The sequence below is a fragment of the Oceanisphaera litoralis genome, from assembly GCF_016907015.1.
Classification (GTDB): Bacteria; Pseudomonadota; Gammaproteobacteria; order Enterobacterales; family Aeromonadaceae; genus Oceanimonas; species Oceanimonas litoralis.
In genome coordinates this window covers 26,970-50,150 of the sequence record NZ_JAFBBE010000012.1, presented here as the reverse complement: position 1 = coordinate 50,150, position 23,181 = coordinate 26,970, and the positions used below count along the sequence as shown (strand labels likewise).

Annotated in this window: 22 protein-coding genes; 17 read left to right on the top strand and 5 right to left on the bottom strand. The window is 58.3% G+C overall.

What is annotated here, in order from left to right; all coding sequences use genetic code 11:
• Position 1: 1 nt before the first annotated feature.
• The 4 genes from sbcB to HNR62_RS08935 form a co-directional block, all read right to left on the bottom strand.
• Positions 2-1,423, bottom strand: coding sequence for an exodeoxyribonuclease I (gene sbcB / locus HNR62_RS08950; RefSeq protein WP_204795738.1), 1,422 nt, complete (start codon positions 1,421-1,423; stop codon positions 2-4).
• Positions 1,424-1,597: 174 nt separating this feature from the next.
• A complete protein-coding gene (locus HNR62_RS08945) occupies positions 1,598-1,936 on the bottom strand; it encodes a MaoP family protein (RefSeq protein ID WP_204795737.1) in 339 nt (112 codons plus the stop codon).
• Between the two features lie 99 nt (positions 1,937-2,035).
• Entirely contained in the window at positions 2,036-2,947 is a 912-nt protein-coding gene (locus HNR62_RS08940) for a tetratricopeptide repeat protein (RefSeq protein ID WP_239552701.1), read from the bottom strand.
• Between the two features lie 148 nt (positions 2,948-3,095).
• A complete protein-coding gene (locus tag HNR62_RS08935; protein WP_104487633.1) occupies positions 3,096-3,305 on the bottom strand; it encodes a cold-shock protein in 210 nt (69 codons plus the stop codon).
• Between the two features lie 299 nt (positions 3,306-3,604).
• Between HNR62_RS08935 and ectA the strand changes: the two genes are divergently transcribed.
• The 11 genes from ectA (at position 3,605) to rplY (ending at position 17,741) form a co-directional block, all read left to right on the top strand.
• Entirely contained in the window at positions 3,605-4,123 is a 519-nt protein-coding gene (ectA, locus tag HNR62_RS08930; RefSeq protein WP_204795736.1) for a diaminobutyrate acetyltransferase, read from the top strand.
• A 75-nt stretch (positions 4,124-4,198) separates the two neighbouring features.
• Complete coding sequence (gene ectB, locus HNR62_RS08925) at positions 4,199-5,470, top strand: diaminobutyrate--2-oxoglutarate transaminase (protein WP_204795735.1); 1,272 nt, start codon at positions 4,199-4,201, stop codon at positions 5,468-5,470.
• Positions 5,471-5,694: 224 nt separating this feature from the next.
• A complete protein-coding gene (locus HNR62_RS08920) occupies positions 5,695-6,102 on the top strand; it encodes an ectoine synthase (protein ID WP_204795734.1) in 408 nt (135 codons plus the stop codon).
• A gap of 140 nt (positions 6,103-6,242) precedes the next feature.
• Positions 6,243-7,679, top strand: coding sequence for an aspartate kinase (locus HNR62_RS08915; protein WP_338044095.1), 1,437 nt, complete (start codon positions 6,243-6,245; stop codon positions 7,677-7,679).
• Between the two features lie 181 nt (positions 7,680-7,860).
• A complete protein-coding gene (ppiC, locus tag HNR62_RS08910; RefSeq protein ID WP_071474009.1) occupies positions 7,861-8,142 on the top strand; it encodes a peptidylprolyl isomerase PpiC in 282 nt (93 codons plus the stop codon).
• 32 nt (positions 8,143-8,174) lie between these two features.
• A complete protein-coding gene (locus HNR62_RS08905) occupies positions 8,175-9,797 on the top strand; it encodes a DUF2813 domain-containing protein (protein ID WP_204795732.1) in 1,623 nt (540 codons plus the stop codon).
• A gap of 32 nt (positions 9,798-9,829) precedes the next feature.
• On the top strand, positions 9,830-10,561 hold the full coding sequence (locus tag HNR62_RS08900; protein WP_204795731.1) for a hypothetical protein: 732 nt from the start codon (positions 9,830-9,832) through the stop codon (positions 10,559-10,561).
• Positions 10,562-10,669: 108 nt separating this feature from the next.
• A complete protein-coding gene (locus HNR62_RS08895) occupies positions 10,670-11,806 on the top strand; it encodes an MFS transporter (protein ID WP_204795730.1) in 1,137 nt (378 codons plus the stop codon).
• Between the two features lie 260 nt (positions 11,807-12,066).
• On the top strand, positions 12,067-12,540 hold the full coding sequence (locus HNR62_RS08890) for an outer membrane lipoprotein (protein ID WP_204795729.1): 474 nt from the start codon (positions 12,067-12,069) through the stop codon (positions 12,538-12,540).
• Positions 12,541-13,367: 827 nt separating this feature from the next.
• Positions 13,368-17,243, top strand: coding sequence for an ATP-dependent RNA helicase HrpA (gene hrpA / locus HNR62_RS08885; RefSeq protein ID WP_420827150.1), 3,876 nt, complete (start codon positions 13,368-13,370; stop codon positions 17,241-17,243).
• Between the two features lie 210 nt (positions 17,244-17,453).
• Entirely contained in the window at positions 17,454-17,741 is a 288-nt protein-coding gene (gene rplY, locus HNR62_RS08880) for a 50S ribosomal protein L25 (RefSeq protein WP_204795727.1), read from the top strand.
• A 56-nt stretch (positions 17,742-17,797) separates the two neighbouring features.
• Here the strand turns inward: rplY and HNR62_RS08875 are convergent, their stop codons facing one another.
• Positions 17,798-18,280, bottom strand: a complete 483-nt coding sequence (locus HNR62_RS08875; RefSeq protein WP_239552700.1) for a LabA-like NYN domain-containing protein — start codon at positions 18,278-18,280, stop codon at positions 17,798-17,800.
• A 158-nt stretch (positions 18,281-18,438) separates the two neighbouring features.
• Between HNR62_RS08875 and HNR62_RS08870 the strand changes: the two genes are divergently transcribed.
• The 6 genes from HNR62_RS08870 (at position 18,439) to HNR62_RS08845 (ending at position 23,026) form a co-directional block, all read left to right on the top strand.
• On the top strand, positions 18,439-18,945 hold the full coding sequence (locus HNR62_RS08870; protein WP_204795726.1) for a DUF3087 domain-containing protein: 507 nt from the start codon (positions 18,439-18,441) through the stop codon (positions 18,943-18,945).
• 135 nt (positions 18,946-19,080) lie between these two features.
• On the top strand, positions 19,081-19,422 hold the full coding sequence (locus HNR62_RS08865; RefSeq protein ID WP_204795725.1) for a PBPRA1643 family SWIM/SEC-C metal-binding motif protein: 342 nt from the start codon (positions 19,081-19,083) through the stop codon (positions 19,420-19,422).
• Positions 19,423-19,570: 148 nt separating this feature from the next.
• On the top strand, positions 19,571-19,780 hold the full coding sequence (locus HNR62_RS08860; protein WP_239552699.1) for a DUF3565 domain-containing protein: 210 nt from the start codon (positions 19,571-19,573) through the stop codon (positions 19,778-19,780).
• A gap of 126 nt (positions 19,781-19,906) precedes the next feature.
• A complete protein-coding gene (locus tag HNR62_RS08855) occupies positions 19,907-20,899 on the top strand; it encodes a hypothetical protein (protein WP_204795724.1) in 993 nt (330 codons plus the stop codon).
• An 11-nt stretch (positions 20,900-20,910) separates the two neighbouring features.
• Positions 20,911-21,738, top strand: a complete 828-nt coding sequence (locus tag HNR62_RS08850) for a mechanosensitive ion channel family protein (protein ID WP_204795723.1) — start codon at positions 20,911-20,913, stop codon at positions 21,736-21,738.
• Positions 21,739-22,039: 301 nt separating this feature from the next.
• Positions 22,040-23,026: a transposase gene (locus HNR62_RS08845; RefSeq protein WP_204795722.1), complete on the top strand. Its 987-nt coding sequence runs from the start codon at positions 22,040-22,042 to the stop codon at positions 23,024-23,026.
• Positions 23,027-23,181: the final 155 nt, after the last annotated feature.

Genomic DNA, 23,181 nt, shown 5'->3' with positions numbered 1-23,181 from the left:
CTTAAAGGGATTGAACATAACGGGCTACCGCCTGCAGCAGTGCCAGCTTGTGTTCATCTTCCTGATGCTCGATCACCAATTGTTCCAGTCGGTGCATGTAGGGCTCGGCCAGTTCGGCCAGCCTGTCCTGACAATGCTGTCGCCAGCGCTGCCATTCCTGTTCACTCAGGGTATGAGGGTAGTTGCGGGCCCGGTAGCGAAACAGCAACTCGGGCAGGCGGGCATCACTGAACTGCAGTGGCAGGGCGGCGAGGGCATCCGGCGTACTGTTGCGTACCATGGCCATGGCGGCCTTGTCTGCCGCGCTGAAAAAACCGCCCTGATAGAGCGCCGCATCCACATCGGTGACGGGGGGGAAATCCCGTTGCAGCTGATAGAGCGCCACCACCTTTTCGCGGATCTCAGGATGGCGGCGCAGCAGATCCAGGCTCTGGCGGCATCGGGCCCTGTCTATGCCCAGTTCGTCGGCTCTTTGCTCGGTGAGCGCGGCCGCCTTGGCCAGAGCCGGACATTTGTTGATATGCACCAGCTTGACCGGTACCGGCGCCAGCTCGCCCAGATCGTCCCGTCTGGTATAGAGCCGCTGGTGCAGTTGCTCCGGGGTCAGCTCGACAAGCGGCGTCAGATCCATGTTCAAATTGACGCAAATCACCGCATTGGCATTGTCCGGATGCCAGGCCAGAGGCGCAATCCAGCTGGCACAGCCCTGCCAGGCCGAAAACATGCCGGACACATGCACCAAGGGCTTGCTGTTGATGACGTCCAGCAACGCCTTCACCTTGTGCTTGCTGCGCAGTTCGAACAGATAGTCGAACAGCTTGGGTTGGGCCTGGCGCAGCAATCGGGCCAGGGCGATGGTGGCGCGCACATCGGCCAGGGCGTCGTGGGCATTGCCGTGTTCGATACCGTTGGCAGCGGTCAGTCGCTCCAGCTTGAAGCTGGGCTTGCCGTCCTCGTCTTCCGGCCACTGGATACCGTCCGGCCGCAGGGCATAGAAGGTGCGCACCACATCCAGCAAATCCCAGCGGGAATTGCCCTGCTGCCAGCTGTAGGCGTAAGGGTCGTAGAAGTTGCGATACAGGGTGTAACGGGTCACTTCATCGTCGAAGCGGATATTGTTGTAGCCCAGAATGCAGGTGCCTGCCTGGCTGAACTGCTCGTGGATGCGGGCGATAAACTCGGCCTCGCACACCCCCTGTTGCTGGGCGGTTTGCGGTGTGATGCCGGTGATCAGTGTCGCCTCGGGCGAAGGCAGGTAGTCGACCGGTAACCGGCAATAGAACATGACCGGCTCGCCAATCTCGTTCAGCTCGTCGTCGGTGCGGATGGCGGCAAACTGCACCGGCCTGTCCAGCGCCGGATGGATGCCTGCCGTCTCGTAGTCGTGGAACAGAAAAGTGGGCTGTGCTGCTTGGTCGCTCATGATGTAGGGTCTTTAATCGCTGTGGGTCATGCCTGTGTCTGGCGTTAGAGTATCATCTTGTGGCGATGGCGGGCAAAGCATGGCGTGGTTCCAGGCGGAACATAGGCAACAAAAAGGCCGGCGTGGTGCCGGCCTTGTTGACGACATGATACGGGCGACTCGATGCGCAGCAGGTTATTCGGCGGTGTCTTCTGCCGGTTCGTAGTCGTCGTCGCCGCTGGCCGCCGCCATGGGCGAACAGAGGCGGTGTACACGCTTGGGGCCGATGACTTTCAGGTATTTCAACCAGACCTTGGCATGGCGGCTTTCCGACGCTGAACCTTGTTGCACCTGTTCAAAAAAACGTTGCTCGTCATCGCAATTCGGTGCCCGTTGCCCGGTATACAGCGCGAGCATGGCGTGGCCGGATTGTTCAAGCAGTTGGGCTTCCGCAACGGTAAACTCGCCACAACGACGCAGACCGCGAGGAAAATGGGCGAAGTCCTGAAACGGCTTGGTTGACTCAAAGCTCATGTTCATTCTCACTCTATGTGGCTCTATGATTCGCGCAAAGTATGGCACTGGCTTCCGGTATGCAAAATCAATTTTTTTCACGTGTTATTGAAAAATTTTTCATGCCTGTTTTTTGACTTCGGCGTCACTGTCTACGCCGCTTTGCTCCGAGCTGTCACTGGTCAGCTCGATAAAGCGCGGGTGCTGGCGCAGCGGGTCGAATTCCTCGTCATCGGCCGCCACGCTACGCAGGTGTACATTACTCTGCACCGCCAGCTCCAGATCGGACAACGCCTGATCCTCGTTACCCACGCCCGCATGGGCACAGGCCCGCTGATACAGGGCGTGCGCATTTTGCTGATCCACCTGCAGTACCCGGTTACACAGACTCAGCGCCCACTGGCGCTCGTTCATCATCAGGGCCGCATCGGCCTTGTGGGTGAGGGCATCGAGATCGCCGGGTTTGATGTCCAGGATCTGATCGTAGATATCGATTTTCGCCTGGGGACTCTGCTCCTGACTGGCACGCAGCCAGAGGCCGTGAATTTCCTGGAATCGTTCTATTTCCCGGTAGTTCTCCGCAATAACCTTGGTTTTTCGCTGCAATTCGCGTTCTATCTGCTTCAGCTTGTGTTCGTAGGTATTGGTGATTTTCTTCATTTCGGTTTCGGCATATTCCCGGGCGGTCTTTTTCAGTTCCCGCAACGATTGCCAGCCGACAATGGCCAGTACCGAGGCGGCGCCCGCCAGCAGATAGAAAAAATAGGTCACGGTCACGTTGGCGTAGCTCATGGCCTTGTCGGCTACCGCCAGTTCCTTTTGTACCACTTCGTCGGTGACGTGGATCTGAAAGCGGGCCATTTCGCTGCGCAACGCCTTCAGCTCATCCAGCATATAGCGTTCCATAAAGGGCGTGAGCGGAATGCGCTCTTCTACCATGGTTTCTTCTGTGGTGGCGGAGGCGGCGTCGGTCTGGGCGAGAACGGGCAAGGACAGAATAAAAAAACAGAGGGATATAAATAATCTGGTCATGGGGTACCGACTGGAGGTGAAAGACTCAAAAACCTGGTCGGGGCAGGATAACCCGATGATGACGGGTGTTCAAATAATGACGGGTGTTCAAATAACGAGCGGCATTCAAAGAGTGACTCAGGCGGCACCAGGTGCCGCCTGGTAAGGGTCAAGCCAGCTCTACTTCTTCGGCTTGAGGCCCTTTCTTGCCCTGGGTGACGACAAAAGTGACCGGCTGACCTTCCTGCAGGGTTTTGAAACCATCGCCCTGTATGGAGGAAAAGTGCACAAACAGATCCGGCCCGGAAGCCCGGGTGATGAATCCGAAGCCTTTCTCCTCGTTGAACCATTTTACGGTTCCTGTTTCTTTCGTACTCATAGTGTGTATCCGATTTAGTCTGACAAGGTGGTGATAACAGCATCGCCACTGCATTGATAGTAGCAGCTCGCCATGAAGCGAGCCTGTGAGGTCGTTAATCTTCCGTTCAGGCGGGCCGTGACTGGGCGGGGGAGGTTTCGTTCGTGGCTTTTCACCGGCGGTATTGGTCACATTACGACGGTAAAATACATGCTGTTCAAATTAATTTAATCGAGATCAGGTTGCAATTTATCAATGCTTTGTTAGGTTAATAAGGGTTTTTTACTTAGCCCACTAACTAAAACAGTTTAGGACTATAAATGATTGCTAGCGACACGGACACGACCATTGATTTGCAACTATTGTTGCGCCATCCCACGTCTACCGACGGTCATGAGGTGAATAGCCTGATTGCCCGCTGTAAACCCCTGGATACCAATTCCACCTATTGTAATCTGCTGCAATGCCTGCACTTTGCCGACACCTGTATGTTGGCCGAAGACGAAGACGGCACACTGCTGGGGTTTATCTCTGCCTACCGTAAACCTGCCGAGCCAAACACCTTGTTTGTCTGGCAGGTAGCCATAGATAAACGCGCCCGTGGTGAAGGGCTGGGTCGCACCCTGCTCGATACCCTGTTGGGATCGCATGCCTGTGCCGACGTCACCCACGTCGAAACCACCATCACCGCCGACAATGCCCCTTCCTGGGGACTGTTTGAAAGCCTGGCCCGCAGCCAGGGCACAGGGCAGGGCGTGCGCCAGGTGCTGTTCGATCAGCAGCGTCACTTCAACGGTGGCAGCAGCAGCGAAATTCTCTACCGCATTGCGCTCGGCTGATTGCTGTCGGCCGACCCTCAGCATTTTTCGAATTTTATATTTTTAGATTTGAACTCAGGACTTTAAGGAGTCGAGATGAGTATTTTTGATGTAATGGAATCCAGTGTACAAACCTACGCCCGCTCTTTTCCGGTGACCTTTAACAAGGCTCAGGGTGTCTGGCTGCACGACCAGAGTGGCAAGCGCTATCTGGACTTTCTTGCCGGTGCCGGTACCCTCAACTACGGCCATAACCACCCGGTATTGAAGGAGGCACTGATTGAATATATTCAGGCAGATGGCATCGCCCATGGCCTGGATATGCATACCTCTGCCAAGGCGGCGTTTCTGACCGCCCTGCAGCAAATCATCCTCAAGCCGCGCGGCCTGGATCATGTGGCCCAGTTTACCGGCCCCACCGGCACCAACGCGGTGGAAGCGGCGATGAAGCTGGCGCGCAAGGTGACCGGCCGGGAGAACATAGTGGCCTTCACCAACGGTTTCCATGGCGTCAGCCTGGGCGCCCTGGCCGCCACCGGTAACCAGCATCACCGTGGTGGTGCCGGTACCGTACTGGCCAACGTCACCCGTCTCCCGTACGACGGTTACACCGGTGCCGGTGAAGACAGCCTGCTGCTGTTCGAAACCATGCTCAACGACAACTCCAGTGGCCTAGACAAGCCTGCCGCCGTTCTGTTTGAGGTAGTACAGGGCGAGGGTGGCCTTAATGCGGCCTCGATGGAATGGCTGCAGCGTCTGGAGAAAATCTGCCGCCAGCATGACATTCTGTTGATTGCCGATGACATTCAGGCCGGTTGCGGCCGTACCGGCACCTTCTTCAGCTTCGAGCCGGCCGGCATCAAGCCGGACATCATCACCCTGTCCAAGTCGCTGAGTGGCATGGGTCTGCCGTTTGCGCTGGTGCTGATGCGTCCCGAGCTGGATCAGTGGGAGCCGGGCGAACACAACGGTACCTTCCGTGGCAATAACCATGCTTTCGTTACCGCACGCAAGGCGCTGGAAACCTTCTGGCAAGACGACGTCTTCGCCGGCGAAGTGCGGGCCAAGGGCGAGTTGCTGACCACACGCATGCAGGCCATGGTCGACCGCTTCCCGCAGTTGTTCGTGAAGGTGAAAGGCCGGGGCATGATGCAGGGTATCGCCTGCCGCGATGGCGATATCGCCGATGTGATCACCTCCAAGTGCTTCGAGCGCGGCCTGATCATTGAAACCGCAGGCCCCAACGACGAAGTGGTGAAGTGCCTGTGCCCGCTGATCATCACCGAGGCCGAGCTGACCCAGGGGCTGGACTGGCTGGAAGAATCCATTGTCGAGACCGCAAGCGAACGCCTGAAGAAGGCGTCTTAAGCCTTATCTAGCAGTTGAGTCGTCGCAATCGATGACTTGGAGGCCAAGAAGGGGCTGCAGGGATTGCCTCAGCCGCCCGTCAAATGCCAGGGATGGCATTTGTTGAGCGCCACAAGGATGTGCTTGCAGCGTGGCGGATGAGGCAACCCTGTTGCCGCTTTACCTGCAAATTGATTTTCACTGTCCGCCCCGGCGGACAAAACAGAACAAAAGAAAGGAATACCATGATAGTACGTACTCTTGCCGAATGTGAAAAAAACGAACGTTTCATCGAGTCCGAAACCGGCACCTGGGACAGCACCCGCATGTTGCTGAAAGGCGACAACATGGGCTTCTCGTTTCACATTACCACCATCTATGCCAACACCGAGACCCACATTCACTACCAGAACCACCTGGAGTCGGTGTATTGCATGAGCGGCAATGGCGAAATCAAGGATCTGGCCACCGGCAAGATCTACCCCATTGAAGCGGGCACCCTCTATGTTCTCGATAAGCACGACGAGCACCTGCTGCGGGGCGGCAGTGAAGACATGAAAATGGCCTGCGTGTTCAACCCGCCGCTGACCGGCAAGGAAGTGCACGACGCCGACGGCGTTTATCCGCTGGAAGCGGAAGCCATCGACGGTTGATGACCCGGCGGGGGCCCGGCCCCCGCTCCGGACATTTTCACTGGGCAGGGCCTCGTTTGCAGATAGGCATCGGGATCCCAGGCCCACTGAAAATGTGCGAACACGGCAAGCATCCAATAAAAATATTAAGGGAATGTAAAGTGTTACACACAGTAGAAAAAATTGGCGGCACCTCGATGAGTCAGTATCAGGCGGTGCGGGATAATATAGTGCTGCATAAACGCAAGTCCGGCGAATACTATCAGCGCATGCTGGTGGTATCGGCGTTCGGTGGTATTACCGATGGCCTGCTGGAATGCAAACGCACCGGCGCTCCCGGCGTGTATGCGACCTTTGCGGATGCGGAAGACGACAGTGCCTGGGAACAGACGCTGGATAATGTCAGTAACCGTATGGCCCAGATCAACAAGGACATGTTTGGCCTGAGCCCCGAGCGCGCCCTGGCGGACGCTTTTTTGCACGATCGTATCGCCGGCATTCGCGACTGTTTGCATCACCTGCGCCAGGTCTGTGCCTTTGGCCAGTTTCAGCTGGCCGAGCAGTTGCAGACCGTTCGCGAGCTGCTGGCGGCCATGGGGGAGGCGCACAGTGCCCACAACATGGTGTTGTATCTGCGTCAGAGTGGCGTCAATGCGGTATTAATGGATTTGACCGGCTGGCGCACCGACGAGACACTGCCGCTGGATCAGGTGCTGGAGCAGGCACTGGAGCGCGTCGAACTGTCCAGCCAGTTGCCGGTGGTGACCGGCTATGCCCATTGTAAGGAAGGGCTGATGAGCCGCTTCGACCGGGGTTACAGCGAAATGACCTTCAGCCGGCTGGCGGTGCTGAGCGGCGCCCGCGAGGCCATCATACACAAGGAATTTCACCTGAGCAGTGCCGATCCGCGACTGGCGGGCGAAGAGCAGGTGATCCCTCTCGGTCGCACCAACTACGACGTGACCGATCAGCTGTCCAACCTGGGGATGGAAGCCATTCATCCCCAGGCCGCCAAGGGCCTGCGTCAGCAGGATATTCCGTTGCGGGTACGCAATACCTTCGAACCGGATCACGAAGGCACCCTGATCACCACCGACTATCGTAGTCCCGCACCCTGCGTGGAAATGGTGGCCGGTCGCCGCAATCTGTTTGCGGTCGAGCTGTTCGATCAGGACATGGTGGGCCGGGTCTCGCACTATGCCGAGTGTTTCACCGACGAGCTGGATCGCATGAAGCTGAATCTGGTGGCCAAGGACATGAACGCCAACACCCTGACCTATTATGTGTCCGGCAACCGTAAAACGGTACGCACTCTGGTCAGCGCCCTGCAACACCGATTCGACAACGCCGATGTTAACACCCACAAGGTGTCACTGGTGTCGGCGGTGGGCAGCAACATGAGCATTCCGGGTCTGCTGGCCCGCTCGGTGGCGGCCTTGAACAGAGCCGAGGTGCCGGTGCGAGCCGTACATCAGTCGCTGCGGGCGGTGGAAATGCAGTTTATCGTCGATGACGAATACTACGAGCAGGCGGTGGTGTCGCTGCACGACGAACTGGTGCAGACCCACGCCGACACGGTCGCGCTGGCGGTAGCGTAAGTCATCCGTCACTCCCGCGCAGGCGGGAGTCCATGATATTTGCACCGGGTTTGAACCTGTGCTGTGTTTACTGGATGCCCGCCTTCGCGGGCATGACGCATTCTTATCTTCACCCGAACTGGTGACTCTCCTCGCATTTTGGCACACTGCAGTGACTACTTTCCTTTCAAGAGAATCTCTCATGGCAAAACGTGCCTGTGCCCTGCATATACTGGTAAAAACCGAAGCCGAATGCCTGGCGATCAAACAACAGCTGGACAAGGGCGGCGACTTTCACAAACTCGCCAAAAAACATTCCACCTGTCCTTCCGGCAAGCGCGGTGGCGACCTGGGCGAATTCAACAAGGGTGATATGGTGGGGCCGTTCGACAAGGCGGTGTTCAGCGGCCCCGAGCTGGCCATTCAGGGACCGGTGAAAACCCGTTTCGGCTATCATCTGATCAAGGTGTTGTATCGCAACTGATCGGTACGGCCGCTGATCACCGAGGATAGCGCATGTTTCTCGAGCATATTCAGATCAGAAACTTCATGGGCCTTAATCAGCTGTCGCTCAAGCTCAATCAGAGCACGGCGCTGATGGGCGAGAATGCCTGGGGTAAAACCAGCCTGTTTCGGGCATTGTGGCGGCTGATGGGGCAGGGCGGCTGCTGTTACCAGTTTGTGGACGAGGATTTTTACCGGCCGGAGCCGGGTGAGACGATCGACGAGCTGCAAATCGTGCTCAGTTATCGCGAGCACAGACCCGGCATCAGCGAGCATTCGGCCCGGTTGGCACGGCTGGAGCCGGTGTGGGTCAAACATAAAGACAGCTTTCATCGGGTACATTACCGGGCCCGGGCGAAGCGCACGGCCGAGGGAATTGTCAGTGAACACGATTTTGTGGACGGTGGCGGTGTCCCCATCGAGCGGGATGACGCCCACCAACTGGTGCATTATCTGATTGAAATGAACCCGGTGTTCCGCCTGCGTGATTCTCGCGGCACGCCCCAGGATCTGCCCATCGTCAACCTGAACGGCGATTACGAGCAATTGCTGACACGGCTCAGTGAACAGTTGGCGGAAGAAGAAGAGCTGAGCCAGCGGGATATCAAGGCCGGACTGGACGCGGTGCGTCAGCTGTTCGAGCATTATTTCACCCCCCAGGGCGCCACCAGCCGGGCGCCGCGGCGGGCGCGGGACATCGCCATTCACCCGGTCACCCTGAGCCAGTTGGGCAAGCTGAACGACTGGCAGCCGATGGGGGAGGAAAGCGGCCTGTCGCTGGCGCTGTCGGCCGTGGCGCGCACCATACTGCAAACACGGGGCGGTCGTCCCATCGAAGTGGGCTCCCGGCCCATGCTGCTGATTGAAGATCCGGAAAGTCGGCTGCATCCCACCATGCTGGCGGTGACCTGGGGCATTCTGGAGCGTTTTCCGGGGCAGAAACTGGTGACCACCAATTCCGGCGACCTGCTGTCGGCCTTTCCCCTCAATCACCTGCGCCGGCTGGTACGGGCGGAGCACGAAACCAGAAGCTTCCAGATTGGCAACGAAAAATACAATGGCGAAGACATGCGTCGCATTGCCTTTCATGTGCGCATCAACAGGCCCATGTCGCTGTTTGCCCGTTACTGGTTACTGGTGGAGGGAGAAACCGAGATCTGGCTGTTGAACGAACTGGCCCGCATCTGTGGTTATGTCTTGCCCGCAGAGGGCATTCGTATCATAGAGTTTGCCCAGTGTGGCCACAGTCCGCTTATCAAGGTGGCGCGGGATTTCGGCATCGGTTGGCATCTGCTGACCGATGGTGACGAAGCGGGCCAGAAATATGCCCAGGGCGTACGCAGCATGTTGCGCGGCGAGCGGGAGGAAGATCATCTGACCGTGTTGCCGCGGCTCGATATCGAACATTATCTGTTCGACAGGGGGCTGGAGTCGGTGTTTCGCCAGGAAGCCCAGATCCACGACAAGCACACCCCGGCCACCCGTATTATCGAACGCGCCCTCAGTCGGCGCAGCAAGCCGGGTATGGCGCTGGCGGTGGTGGAAGCCATCGAACTGCAGGGCGCGCAGCTGGTGCCGGTGGAATTACGGCGCATGTTTGCCCGCATGGTCGCGATTGCCCGTCGACAACGGTAGAATACGCGGGTTTATCTTTTGGAGAATGACCGATGACAGAACTGTTGCCGGCGCGGTTGTTTGCGCCACTGGCATTAACCGCCATTGCGGCCCTGGGCCTGCTGCTGTGGGTATTACGAAACGGCGATCTCTGCCCTGGCCAGCGTCGGCGCATCAGCGATGGCCTCTTGTCGGCCTGGGCGGTCTTTGGCCTGGCCCTGATGCTGGGGGTGGAAGCGGCGGTGCCGGTGCCCCTGTTGTGGCTGGGCGGGCTGGCATTGGCCGCCGGTCTGGGCACCGTCCTGTATCAGGCGCGGCTGCAGGGCAAGCGCAGCCTGCCGTTAAGCTGGCACACACCGGCGCTGGTACTGGCGGTGCTTTATGGTGTCTGGATCATGACCATAACGGGCCCGGCCGCGCTGCTGGTAGCCGGCGCCGGCGGTTGTGTGTTTGCGCACCTGATCATGGTGCGCGCCAAGCACCGCTTGCAGGCCTTCAATACCCTGCTGCCGCTGGCGGGCATCGTCTTTGCTGTCGCTTGCTTGCTGTTGCTGCTGGTGCAGGCCCTGTTTGCCCAGAGCAGTCTGGCCCGGAATGGGCAGCCGGACATGAGCCACTTGATAGTGCCCTTCACCCAGATGAGTGCAGCCATCTTGCTTGGTGCCATCATCTGGTTACTGCCTTTGCTGCGAAAAGAACAGACCCGGCCACCGGTGATTGCGGTTGCTGCCTTGTTAATTTTGGGTGCCCTGACCACGGGACAGGGCATTATCTGGCAATTGTGATTTAACATCGGTTAAACAGCAAAAAAACTGCGGTAAAGTCCCAATTTTTCTCGTTGTACTTGCCAAATAGCCGATCCTAGAATGCGCGCCTCAAAAACCGGAGGCGCCATGTATTTAATTCCCCTTTATCTGCATTTGACACTGCTTACCCTGGGTAACGCTTTTTTGCTGACCCTGGTGGCGGTGTGCCTGAATGATCTGGGGGCGCCGGCGGCACAAATTGGTCTGGTGGGCTCGGCGTTTTATCTGGGCATGCTGGGCGCGAGCTTCTTTGCCGATAAGCTGATCGAACGGCTGGGGCACGTGCGTTCGCTGGTACTGTGCAGCCTGACGCTGGCGCTGGCCGCCCTGGCATTGACCTGGACCAGCCTGCTACCGGTCTGGTTGATACTGCGCGTGCTCGCGGGCATGGCGGCGGCGGTCAGCTTCGTGGCGGTAGAAAGCTGGGTGCTGGGTGTGGCGCCGCCGCATCGTCGTTCCAGTGCCATGGCCCGTTACATGCTTGTCTATTACTTCAGCTACGGCATCAGCCAGCTGTTTATCGACTGGATCCCGACCGCCGGCATGACCGGCTTCTGGCTGGCTTCCGGCCTCTGTGTGCTTGCTGTGGTACCCTTGCTGTGGGCCAAACGACCGAATTTGAAGGCCGAGGGGGGCGTCAATGCCAACAGCGGCAAGCCGCCCCGGGCCGACAGAGCCCTGGGGTTGGTCGGCTGTCTGGTGGCGGGCATGCTGCTCGGTGCCCTCTATGCCCTGATGCCCATTCAGCTGGAGCAGTTGTCGCTGGGGGGGGAAATCGGGCTCTACATGGCCTGGCTTATCCTGTGCGGCATGGCGTTTCAGTTACCCAACGGCAGCCTGGCCGACAAGTTCGGCAAGCGCACCATGATGGCGGTACAGACCCTGATGATTGGCGCCGGTTGTCTGCTGCTGTGGGAGTTTGACGGCAAGGGCGCCATGCTCCTGGCCTTTGCGCTGCTGGGAGCGGGGGGCTTTACTCTGTATCCCACCACCATGTCTTATGCCTGTGGCAAGATGCAGGGTCGGGCGCTGGTGAAAATGGCCCAGAAACTGATGTTTACCTACAGCATCGGCTCGCTGACCGGCCCCATGATAGCGGGCATGATGCTGGAAAAATTCCACTCGGGTCTGTTCCTGTTTGTCATCCTGCTGGTGGCCGGTTGGGCGCTGTGGCTGTTGCTGATGCGTTTACTGACCGACAAGCCGGTGGGTACCACCATTTAAGCCGCGGCGTCATCTTCTTTCTTACCACAACGGCCGGCCCCTGGGTCGACCGTTGTGGTTTCTGGTTTTCGCCGACAGGAAGGAACCCCTTGTGCCCGTGCTTATTTCCGGGCCGAATGAGGGTAGACTGGGGTTAACCAATCAGAGACAGTCGGTATTGGCCGATGAATAACGCAATAAAGGCTATTACAGTCGGGTCTGTATTCTTTTGCGATAATAAAAACGAGAATGACGGTATCGCTTTCCATAGGGGGTTCAATATGAAAATGAAAACATTGTCAGCGGTTGTCGTGGTGGCCGCGCTCGGTCTGGCGGGCTGTGCCAACCCGGATGTCTATTCCGGTGATGTGTACAGCAGCAGTGCCGCCAAGCAGGCGCAAACGGTGACCTACGGCACCGTGGTGTCGGTGCGGCCGGTGACCATTCAGGCCGGTGACGAAAACCCGAACCTTATCGGTACCGTTGGTGGGGGTGTAGTCGGCGGTATGCTGGGTAACCAGGTTGGCGGCGGTTCGGGCCGTTCACTGGCCACGGCGGCAGCCGCCATTGCCGGTGCCATGGTGGGCTCGCGGGCCGAAGACAAAATCAACCAGGTCAGAGCGGTGGAGCTGGAAGTGCGTACCGACCGGGGCGACAGCCTGATAGTGGTGCAAAAGGCCGATCGCGACTGGCAGGCGGGTCAGCGGGTACGGCTGGTGGGCTCGGGCAGCACCATGAGTGTGGCCCCTTACTAAACCCGACAGGGGGCAAACCGCAGAGAGTAAAAAGGCGCCTCTGGAGGCGCCTTTTTACTCTCTGGATTATCTGTAAACAGTCTTGTTTATTACAGGCAATATTTTTATTTCTTAGTGTTTTACATTGTGTTTTACAGTCCTGTCTTCCCGGGCTCATTTTTACATTTGTGCCAAGGAAGGTGCAGAAATGGCGACTAAAGCGGCGCCGACTGTAAAAATGACGGTGATAACCAACTCTTTCATTTTTTACCTTCCTCAACGATGGGCTGTGAACCTAATATACGGGGGTGTCGTTTTCTTTTCAATCGGTATTTTGTGGTTTGTTTGCTTGTTTCGATGTATGGCGTTCCTGATGTCTGTTTTGTCAGGTTTTGTTCGTCTTTCACGGCGTTTCCACGCGGTTTATAGTGTTGTTGTTTTGTGTTTTTATTTTATTAAACCTATTAAAATCAATTGTTTGTATTTTTATTCTATGCTCTTTGGTCGCTTTGTTGTGAATGTTGTTTTATCGTGCGGATCTAGATCTATATCACGTTTTTAACGGCCCCCTGACCGTCATCGGTGTCGGCGAACGGATGTTGTGATGATAAAAACACCACCAAAGTGGGTAGGCGCATCGAAAATCGGGTGACAGAGCGTGGCGCCGCTATCATGGCAAAACGAGTGAAATGGCGCTCATGATGACGATACTCCCTGCTTTGAATAAACGACGCCGCTACCGCCTGACGACGCCTGACGACGCCAGGCGATGCGCCATCCCGGCTCCCTTCGCGGCGCATTTCTGCTAGACTGCGCGCCAGTTTTTAATCGAGTGAATGGGGTTGGGTTTGACGCAGTCCGTTGAACAGTGGCAGGCAAGGCTGAAAGAGTGCAGGGGTGCCGCGCGCGGCCGTTTTCGTCGTCGGTTGCAGGGCCTGGCCAAGCTGCCCCGGGCCAGACAGGAAAAAGTGCTGGCAAACATTGCCGCCGAGATGACCGCCTCGATCGCCGAGCGCCGTCGTCGGCAGGCCCTGCTGGAACAGCCCATTCATTATCCGCCGCAGCTGCCGGTCAGCGAAAAGCGCGACACCATCAAGGCCGCCATTCGTGACCATCAGGTGGTGATCATCGCCGGCGAAACCGGCTCCGGTAAAACCACCCAGATCCCCAAGATGTGTCTGGAACTGGGCCTGGGAATAGAGGGCACCATAGGCCACACCCAACCCCGCCGGCTGGCGGCGCGGAGCGTGGCCACCCGACTGGCGCAAGAGCTGGAATGCGATCTGGGCCAGCGGGTCGGTTACAAGGTGCGGTTCAACGATCAGATCAGTGAAGGCACCCAGGTCAAGCTGATGACCGACGGCATACTGCTGGCCGAAATTCAGCAAGACCGCATGTTGCACCAGTACGACACCATCATTATCGATGAAGCCCACGAACGCAGTCTGAATATCGACTTCATCATGGGTTATCTGAAGCAGCTGCTGCCGAAAAGGCCCGATCTCAAGGTGATCATCACCTCGGCGACTATCGACCCCGAGCGGTTTTCCCGGCATTTCAACCAGGCGCCCATCATCACGGTGTCGGGCCGCACCTATCCGGTGGAACTGCGCTATCGGCCGCTGCTGGATGACAACCGGGAGCGGGATCAGCTGCAGGGCCTTTTCGATGCGGTGACCGAACTCACCCAGGAAGGCCCGGGCGATATTCTGATTTTCATGAACGGCGAGCGGGAAATTCGCGACACCGCCGATGCGCTCAACAAGCTGGAGCTGCGCCACACCGAAGTGGTGCCGCTCTATTCCCGGCTGTCCAATGCCGAACAGAACCGCATTTTCGAATCTCACCGCGGCCGGCGCATCGTGCTGGCCACCAACGTGGCCGAAACCTCGCTTACCGTGCCCGGCATTCGTTACGTGATCGATCCGGGTACCGCGCGCATCAGCCGCTACTCCTATCGTACCAAGGTGCAGCGGCTGCCGATTGAGCCCATCTCTCAGGCCAGTGCCAACCAGCGGATGGGCCGCTGCGGCCGGGTAGAGGCGGGCATCTGTATTCGTCTGTACGGCGAAGATGACTTCATGAACCGGCCCGAATTTACCGACCCCGAGATTCTGCGTACTAACCTGGCCTCGGTTATCCTGCAGATGCTGTCGCTGGGGCTGGGCGATATCTCGGCCTTTCCGTTTGTGGAAGCGCCGGATCGCAAGAACATCAGCGATGGCATTCGACTGCTGGAAGAGCTGGGCGCCGTGCTTGGCGATCAGGGAGATTTGAAACTGACACCACTGGGGCGTGATCTGGCCCGGCTGCCGGTGGATCCGCGACTGGCCCGCATGGTGCTGGCGGCACGCGAGCACGGCTGCGTGACCGAGGTGATGGTGATCACCGCCGCACTCAGCATTCAGGACCCGCGTGAGCGCCCGCAGGACAAACAACAGGCTGCCGCCGAGATGCACCGCCGTTTTGCCGACAAAGACTCGGACTTCATGGCCTACATCAACCTGTGGAACTACCTGAAAGAACAGCAAAAAAGCTTAAGCGGCAACCAGTTTCGCAAACAGTGCATCAAGGAGTTTCTGAATTATCTGCGGGTGCGCGAATGGCAGGACATCTACAGCCAGCTGCGGCTGGTGGTGCGCGAGCTGGGCTTTGCGCTCAACAGCGAGCCGGCCGACTATAACAGCCTGCACCAGGCGCTGCTGACCGGCATGCTCAGCCAGGTCGGCATGCGCGATGGCGACAAAAAAGACATCATCGGCGCCCGCAATGCCCGCTTCGTGCTGGTGCCCGGCTCCAGTCTTGCCAAAAAGCCGCCTCGCTGGCTGATGGTGGCCGAACTGACCGAAACCCACCGTCTTTACGGTCGCACCGCCGCCCGGCTGGAGCCGGACTGGCTGGAGCGGGCGGGCGCCCACCTGCTCAAGTCCAGTTACAGCGAACCCTACTGGTCGAAAAAGCAGGGTGCGGTCATGGGCTACCTGAGTCAGAGCCTGTTCGGGCTGCCGGTGGTGGTGCGCCGCCGGGTCAACTACAGCCAGGTCGATCCCAAGCTGTGCCGCGAGTTGTTTATCCGACAGGCGCTGGTGGAAGGGGAGCTGAACACCCGCCACGAGTTCTTTCACCATAACAGAGCCCTGCTGGAGCAGGCCGAGGCCCTGGAGCACAAGTCGCGCCGTCGGGATCTGGTGATCGACGACGAAACCCTGTTCCGTTTTTACGACGAGCGGCTGCCTGCCGACATGGTGTCGATTCGCCATTTCGACGACTGGTGGAAACAGGCGCGCAAAGCCAACCCCGAACTGCTGCACTTTACCGAAGAGATGCTGCTCAACGAAAGAGCCGAAAAGGTCACCACCCGGGATTACCCCGATGCCTGGCAGCACGACGGCCTGAACCTGGCACTGGACTACCAGTTCGAGCCGGGGCAGGAAGAAGACGGGGTCACGGTGCGTATACCCCTGCCGCTGTTGAACCAGGTGCATCCGGCACCGTTCCGGTGGCAGGTGCCGGGCCTGCGTCGGGAGCTGTTGATTGGCTTGATCAAGTCGTTGCCCAAGCCGATGCGCAAGCACTTTGTGCCGGCGCCCAACTTTGCCGAGGCCCTGCTGGCGGCCATGACGCCGCTGGAAGGCGAGCTGCTCGATCAGATGGAAAAGCACCTGCGCCGCATGACCGGGGTGACGGTGCCGCGAGAAGACTGGGACTGGCAGGCACTGCCGGCGCATTTGATCATGCGCTTCTGCGTGCTGGACGCCGACGGCAAGGTATTGGCGGCAGGCCGGGATCTGGAGGCGATCAAGTTGTCGCTGCAGGGCCAGGTGCAGACCGCGCTGACTCAGGCGGTGGATGACGATCGCTTCGAGCAGGACGGGCTCTTGGCTTTTCCCGCGCGCACCATTCCCAAAACCTACGCCGCCAGGCGCGCCGGCTTCGAGGTGAAGGCCTATCCGGCCATTGCCGATCAGGGCGACAGCGTGGCGCTGACCCTGTGTGAAGACGAAGTCAGCCAGGCCCAGACCATGTGGAGCGGCCAGAGCCGGCTCTTGCTGCTGCAACTGCCGTCGCCCATCAAGTATCTGCATGCAAAACTGCCGAACAAGGCCAAGCTGGGGCTGTATTTCAATCCCTACGGCAAGGTGCTGGATCTGGTGGATGACTGCATTCGTGCCGGCGTGCACCAGCTGATGCGCCAACACGGTGCCCCGGCCTGGACGCCCGAGGCCTTTGCCACGCTGAAAGACAAGGTGGCCGGCGAGCTGAATCAGGCGGTGGCCGACATTGCGCTGCAGGTGGAAGAGGTACTGAGCCGGGCCCACGCCGTGAAGAAACGGCTGAAGGGCAAGATAGATCTGGCGCAGGCCATGGCCATGTCGGACATTCAGGCCCAGCTGGACGGGCTGATTTTCCGCGGCTTCGTGACCGGGACGGGTGCCGAGCGCCTGAGCGATCTTGGCCGTTATCTGGAGGCTCTGTCGCGCCGGCTGGACAAGCTGGCGATAGACCCGCACCGGGATCGCGCGCACCTGCTGAAAATTCAGCAGGTGCAGCAGGCCTACCAGTCGCTGCTGAACAAGCAGCCCAAAGGCAAGCCGCTGGCGCCCGAGGTGGCGGACATCCGCTGGATGATAGAGGAGCTCAGGGTGTCCTATTTCGCCCAGACCCTGGGCACGCCGTACCCCATCTCGGACAAGCGTATCCAGCAGCAGATAAACAGCCTGTGAGGAGTGAAGAGTGAGGCGTGAGGGGTTAAGAGTGAGGGGTGAGGAGGAGGCAGGAACAACACCCGTGTATTACTCCTCACACTTCGACTCCTCACCCCTCACGATCTCTGCTTTACCTTGTTGCCGGGGCCGGTGCATGTTACTATCCGCGCGCTTTTTACAGGCGAATGCCGGTCGCAGCGTTCGCCACCAACCTTAAGAGAGAAAATTATGTCATTCGTATTTGAAGCTGAAGTTCGTTCAGACCTGGGGAAAGGTGCGAGCCGCCGCCTGCGTCATGAAGAAAAAGTACCTGCCATCGTTTACGGTGCAGGCCAGGAGCCGGTAGCCATCGCTCTGGATCACAAAAAAGCCAACATCGCTCAGGCCGACAACGCTTTCTACAGCGAAGTGCTGACCCTGGTTATCGACGGTCAGGAAGTGAAGGTCAAGGTTCAGGACGTACAGCGTCACCCCTTCAAGCCGAAGCTGACCCACCTGGATTTCATCCGCGCCTAATCGCGAATGTCATTCTGAAAAAAACCGCCGCAAGGCGGTTTTTTTGTGCCGGCGGTTTATGGCAACAGCAGGCCGTGATCGATGGCAATAAAGTCGCTGGCCGCGTCCATCAGCGCCCTGGCGGTGAGGGCGGGGGCGCCATAGACTTCGACCCGTTTGCCGTAATGGAGGCGCAGCTTGTCGGCCAGAATGGCAAAATCCCCGTCGCCGGACACCAGCACCAGGGTGTCGGCGACGGCAGCCGACTCCAGCATGTCGATGGTAATGCCCACGTCCCAGTCGCCCTTGGCCGAGCCGTCTGCCCGCTGGATAAAGGGCTTGAGCTTTACCTCGAAGCCGATGGCCCGCAGGATATTCTGAAACTGGCGCTGTTTCTCGTCACCCCGGTCGATGGCATAGGCGAAGGCCGCCACCACTTCGCGGCCGTCGGCCACCCGGGCCCAGAAGGCGTTGTAGTCGAAATTGCCTCCCAGTGCCTGTCGGCAGGTGTAATACACATTCTGCACATCTACAAAAATCGCGACTTTTTCCGGCATCATGGGCTCGCTTGCTCAGGTCTGCTTCAATCAGGCGTCCAGGGTAGCAGGATCCGGCCCCCTATGATCGGCTTTGCTTACCGCCGGTAGTGAGCGGCGATAGTGAACGGGGCGCTTTTTGGTTATAATGCGGTCTCTTTTTACTTTTCTTTCAGGTCGTTATGACGTTAATCGACATCGATAAAACCCGTTATCGTCGCCATCTGAATCGGGTGCTGATTGGTTGCGCACTGGTGCTGGCGGCGGGCAGTTTACTCGTTTCGCAAACCCTGATCGCCCTGTTGCCGGATCCGGACGGCAGTCACTTTCACTGGAACGCCCTGGGGGTGTTGGTGACGGCGGCCGTCATCGGGTGGGGCTTGAGCAAGTATCGCCATCATGATTACCTGACCGAGGTGCTCTATGTGTGGGAGCTGAAGCAGTCGCTGAACAAGATCACCCGTAAAATGCGCAAGCTGGAAGCGGCGGCCCGGCAAGGAGACGCGGACGCGCTGCTGGCCCTGCAGTACAGTTATGCCGGTTCACGACAACTGTGGCAGCTGGACGACAATACCATCATCATGGATGAATTAAATGCCAAACAGGCACAACTCGACACTCTGACGGCCCAGTACAAGCTGACACCGAATATTGATGATTATGATGACAGTATTCTGAAGCGGTTTTAACGGCGCTCGAGTACAATGCCCCTTTTTTATCAAGCCATGATACGGGTATTGGCGCACCAGCACCCCTTCATTTCAGCAGCGGCCAGCGCATAGATGGTGATAGCCCCTGTCCTTTCAAGCAGTAAGGATGACGACATGTCAGACAAGTTTTTCTTCAAGGGCCGCCAGGATGCGCGCCAAAGCCACATCAGTTACGGCTATAACACCAAGGCCAGCCACAAGCTCGGTAGCAAAAAGCATCCGCTTACGCTGGTGGTGACCAGCGAGGCTCGCAAGCTGGAAGTCGAGGCTCAGGCTGCCGAGGCCCGGTTGTTCGCCGAGGTGACTATCGATAGCAATGAGGGGGCGGTCGAGTCCATTACCGAACTGACCACGCTGCTCAACAAGGCAAATACCGTCAGGCAGGACAAGACGCCCGAGCGCAACGATCCCTGCAGTTGCGGCAGCGGTAACAAATACAAGAAGTGCTGCGGGTAAGAGATACGCGATCCGGCTGGCTATTTACGCCATGAAAGCAGAAAAATAAGAGAGGCGGACGCGTTGTCCGCCTCTTTTTTTTGCCCAGCGGCAAGGCAATAACGAGTTCAGTGTCGACGACACAGAGAGTCATAAAAGAGTCAGAAAGATGAAACAAGCCATTACCGGCTACCACCGAGATGAAGAAGATGACTGGGTGGCAGAATTGCAGTGCGGTCATTTTCAGCATGTGCGCCACCGGCCGCCTTTTATCAACCGGCCCTGGGTCACCACGGCGGCGGGGCGGCAAGCCATGCTGGGCCATTTGTTATTGTGCAAAAAATGCGATCGGGGTGAGCCGAAAGACGCGCCGGTGTAACCTCACTCCCGCCGCTGTCTTTGGTCCGGCACATCAAGTCTGCGTGCGCCAGCGGCTACACTGACTGCAAAGGTGGCCGCTATTGTTATCGCGAGTCGTCAATCCGGGCATGAAAAGGAGAGTTCGATGACCGCTCACAACCACTGGCAATTGATCCCGGCGGAAGATTTTAACTGTCCGGCACCGCCGACGGTGACCCGTTTTCAACGAGCCTGGCGGCGGATGCTGCGTATTCTGGGGCTGAAGGACGAGGAAACGGCGACCCAGGATGAAGACACCGAACTGCCCGATTATCAGGAGTTTGAGCGTGGCCCTGCGGTCGGCGCCCTGAACGCGCATTTTTCCGACTGGGTTGACGGGGCCGACAACAGCGTCTGTTTTCTGCTGGATCCACCGTTCAGCGGCAGCGCCGCCATTGTCCGGGACTGGACCTGGCAACAGGGGTGGGCCTTGCTGACGCCACCGGATACGACTCAAATCCGTGCGGTGGCAGTGGATGAGTGGTGGCAGCAACAAATGTCCCGGGGCGTGCCCTGGCTGATTGACGACCTGGCCCGCTATTTGTTGCGCTTTGCCGACGGCCTGCGCTTTATCCGGGTGCTGCTGCCCAGGCTGCTGCACGGCGATTTTGGCAAGGGGCTGGTGGTGTGCGACAGCTGGACCTTTGCCTTTTTGCGGCGTACCTGGCCGCTCAGCCTGCCCCGGGTTTATTGCTTTGCCCCGGCCGGGCAGGCCCTGTTGCGCCAGATCGGCATAACGGGATCGGATCGGCAGCTGAGTCACCTGGCCGGCCAGGCGCGGGGCAACGTGGGGCTGGCGCTGGCGCTGTGGGAATGTAGAGTGAACGCAGACAAGCCGCTGCCGGAACTGCCGCTGGAGGCGGACGACGGCACCGCCTTTATCCTGTATTCGCTGCTGTTGCATCGGGGCCTGAGCGGAGAGGAATTGCAACGGGTATTGCCGGTCATGGCCCCGGACCAGCTTAATGTGCAGCTGTTGCGGCTGGCGCAATTCGGCATTGTCGAGCGGCACAGGGAGCACTGGCGGCTTTGCGTGTATGGCTATCTGACGGTGCGCGATTTTCTTGGCAGCCGGGGTTATCTGCTGGACGACTTTTAACGGGGGTGGGCATGGATACGGAGCAGGTTGTCAGGTTGTTCAGGGATATCACCACCCAGACGTTGATTGAAGCCCTGGCGGTGATACTGGTGGCGATACTGTTGGTGTGGCTGAGCCAGAAATTGCTGCCCTGGCTGGCGGAGCGGCTGCACAGTAGCCGGCGACTGTTTGTACTGGCGTTGATCCCCACCATTCGCATCCTGGTGATACTGGCCGCCCTGATCTGGATAGTGCCGCTGTTCATCGAGCTCACGGTGCAGAACACCCTGGCGATACTGGGGGCGGCGGGTCTGGCCATCGGCTTTGCGCTCAAGGATTACGTCAGCAGCCTGCTCGGGGGCATAGTGGCCGCCTATGAGCTGCCGTACCGGCCCGGCGACTGGATAGAGGTGGACGGCTGTTACGGCGAGGTCAGGCACGTGGGGATGCGGGTGGTGGAAATCGTCACCCCGAGTGATACCGTGGTGTTTATTCCCCACCAAAGACTGTGGACCGGGCTGATTCGTAACGCCAACAACGGTGGCGCCAGCCTGATGTGCGTGGTGAGCTTTTATCTGGAGCCGGATCACGATGCCCATGAAGTGCGTCGGGTGCTGCAGGACGTGGCCCTGACCAGCCCCTATCTCAAGTTACAGCAGCCCGTGCTGGTCGTGCTGGAAGAGCAACCCTGGGGCACCCATTATCGCATCAAGGCCTATCCGATGGATCCGCGTCAGCAGTTTCAGTTCATGTCCGACCTGACCGCCCGCGGCAAGGACTGCCTGCGCAAGATGCCGGTCAGTTTTGCCCGTATCCCGCCGGAGCAGGCGATGGATTTGGGCACAAAGTCTGGCTCGTAAGTCTCCGTAGCGAAACAAAAAGGAAGAGGAAAAAGTACACCCACTAGATTAGAAACCAAGAGGAAACCAAGAGGACATCCATCGGACTCTTAGCCACCCCCCCTCAACAAAGCCAAAGAGGACACCCATCGGATTAAAAAACCAAGAGGACATCCATCGGGTTGGTTGTTTTTTGAACCAAGGCTAAGCTTGAGGTTCATCCTTTGTATTTGGTGAACAGTATTAGAGGACACCCATCGGGTTGGCTGTTTTTTGAACTACAGCTAAGCTTGTGGTTAATCCGTTGTACTTGGGGAGCTTTATGACTCGTCCTCGTTCCGAGCTGGTGTCACCGGTTGATACACCTTATTACCATTGTATCTGCCGCTGTGTGCGACGTGCCTATCTGTGCGGCGAAGACCGACTGACCGGCCAGGATTTCAATCATCGCAAACGCTGGGTGCTGGCACGGTTGCGACAGCTGCAGAAGGTATTCACCATCGACTTGTGCGCCTATGCGGTCATGGCCAATCACTATCATCTGGTGGTGCATGTGGATACTGCCGCCGCCGAGGCATTGACCGAGAACGAAGTGGTGGCGCGCTGGCACCGGCTGTTTCGGCTGCCGGTACTGGTGGAACGCTATATGGCGGGTACCGCCGACACCGAGGCAGAGCAGTTGGCGGCGCAGGGCATTATTGCCGGCTGGCGCCGTCGGCTGAGTGATTTGTCCTGGTATATGCGCTGTCTCAACGAGCATATTGCGCGTAAAGCCAATGAGGAAGACAACTGCAAGGGGCGGTTCTGGGAGGGGCGCTTTCGCTCCCAAGCCATTCTGGATGACGCCGGCCTGCTGGCTTGCATGACCTATGTGGATCTTAATCCATTGCGAGCCGGGATGGTGGAGCAACCGGAGGACTCGGTGGATGTGTCTCTGCATCAGCGGCTTCAACACCATGCCCAGTCGGACAAGCATACACCGAGCGATCAGACCCAAGGTCTTGCGCTGCTCCCCTTTATCGAACATTTTCATCAGGATAACGAAAAAGGCATTCCTTTCTCCTTTGCCGACTACCTGCAGCTGGTAGACTGGGTGGGGAGAGCGAGGCGGGAAGACAAAGCAGGTGTGATAGCCGAAGATACCCCGCCTATTCTGGCGCGTCTGGGGCTGGGCACGGCTGGTTTTCTCGCCGCCCTGAAGCCTCATCACTTATCCCGAGGCAGCGTGATCGGCCGTGGGATGAGCAGAATACGCTATGCCCAGGCGCACCACCGACGATGTGTGCAGGGCCCGTCTTTTTCCGCATAGAGCGGTGCCAAGCTGCGGTACTGCCGGCTCGGTCAACATTAAACCTCTCAAACACTGAGACATAAGCGACCCCCTGTTTTTCTCTCCTGACCATTTAAACCTGTTATCTACACCGGTGTGTTAGCCGCCTTCGAGTGAGCTGGTCTTATTTCGGC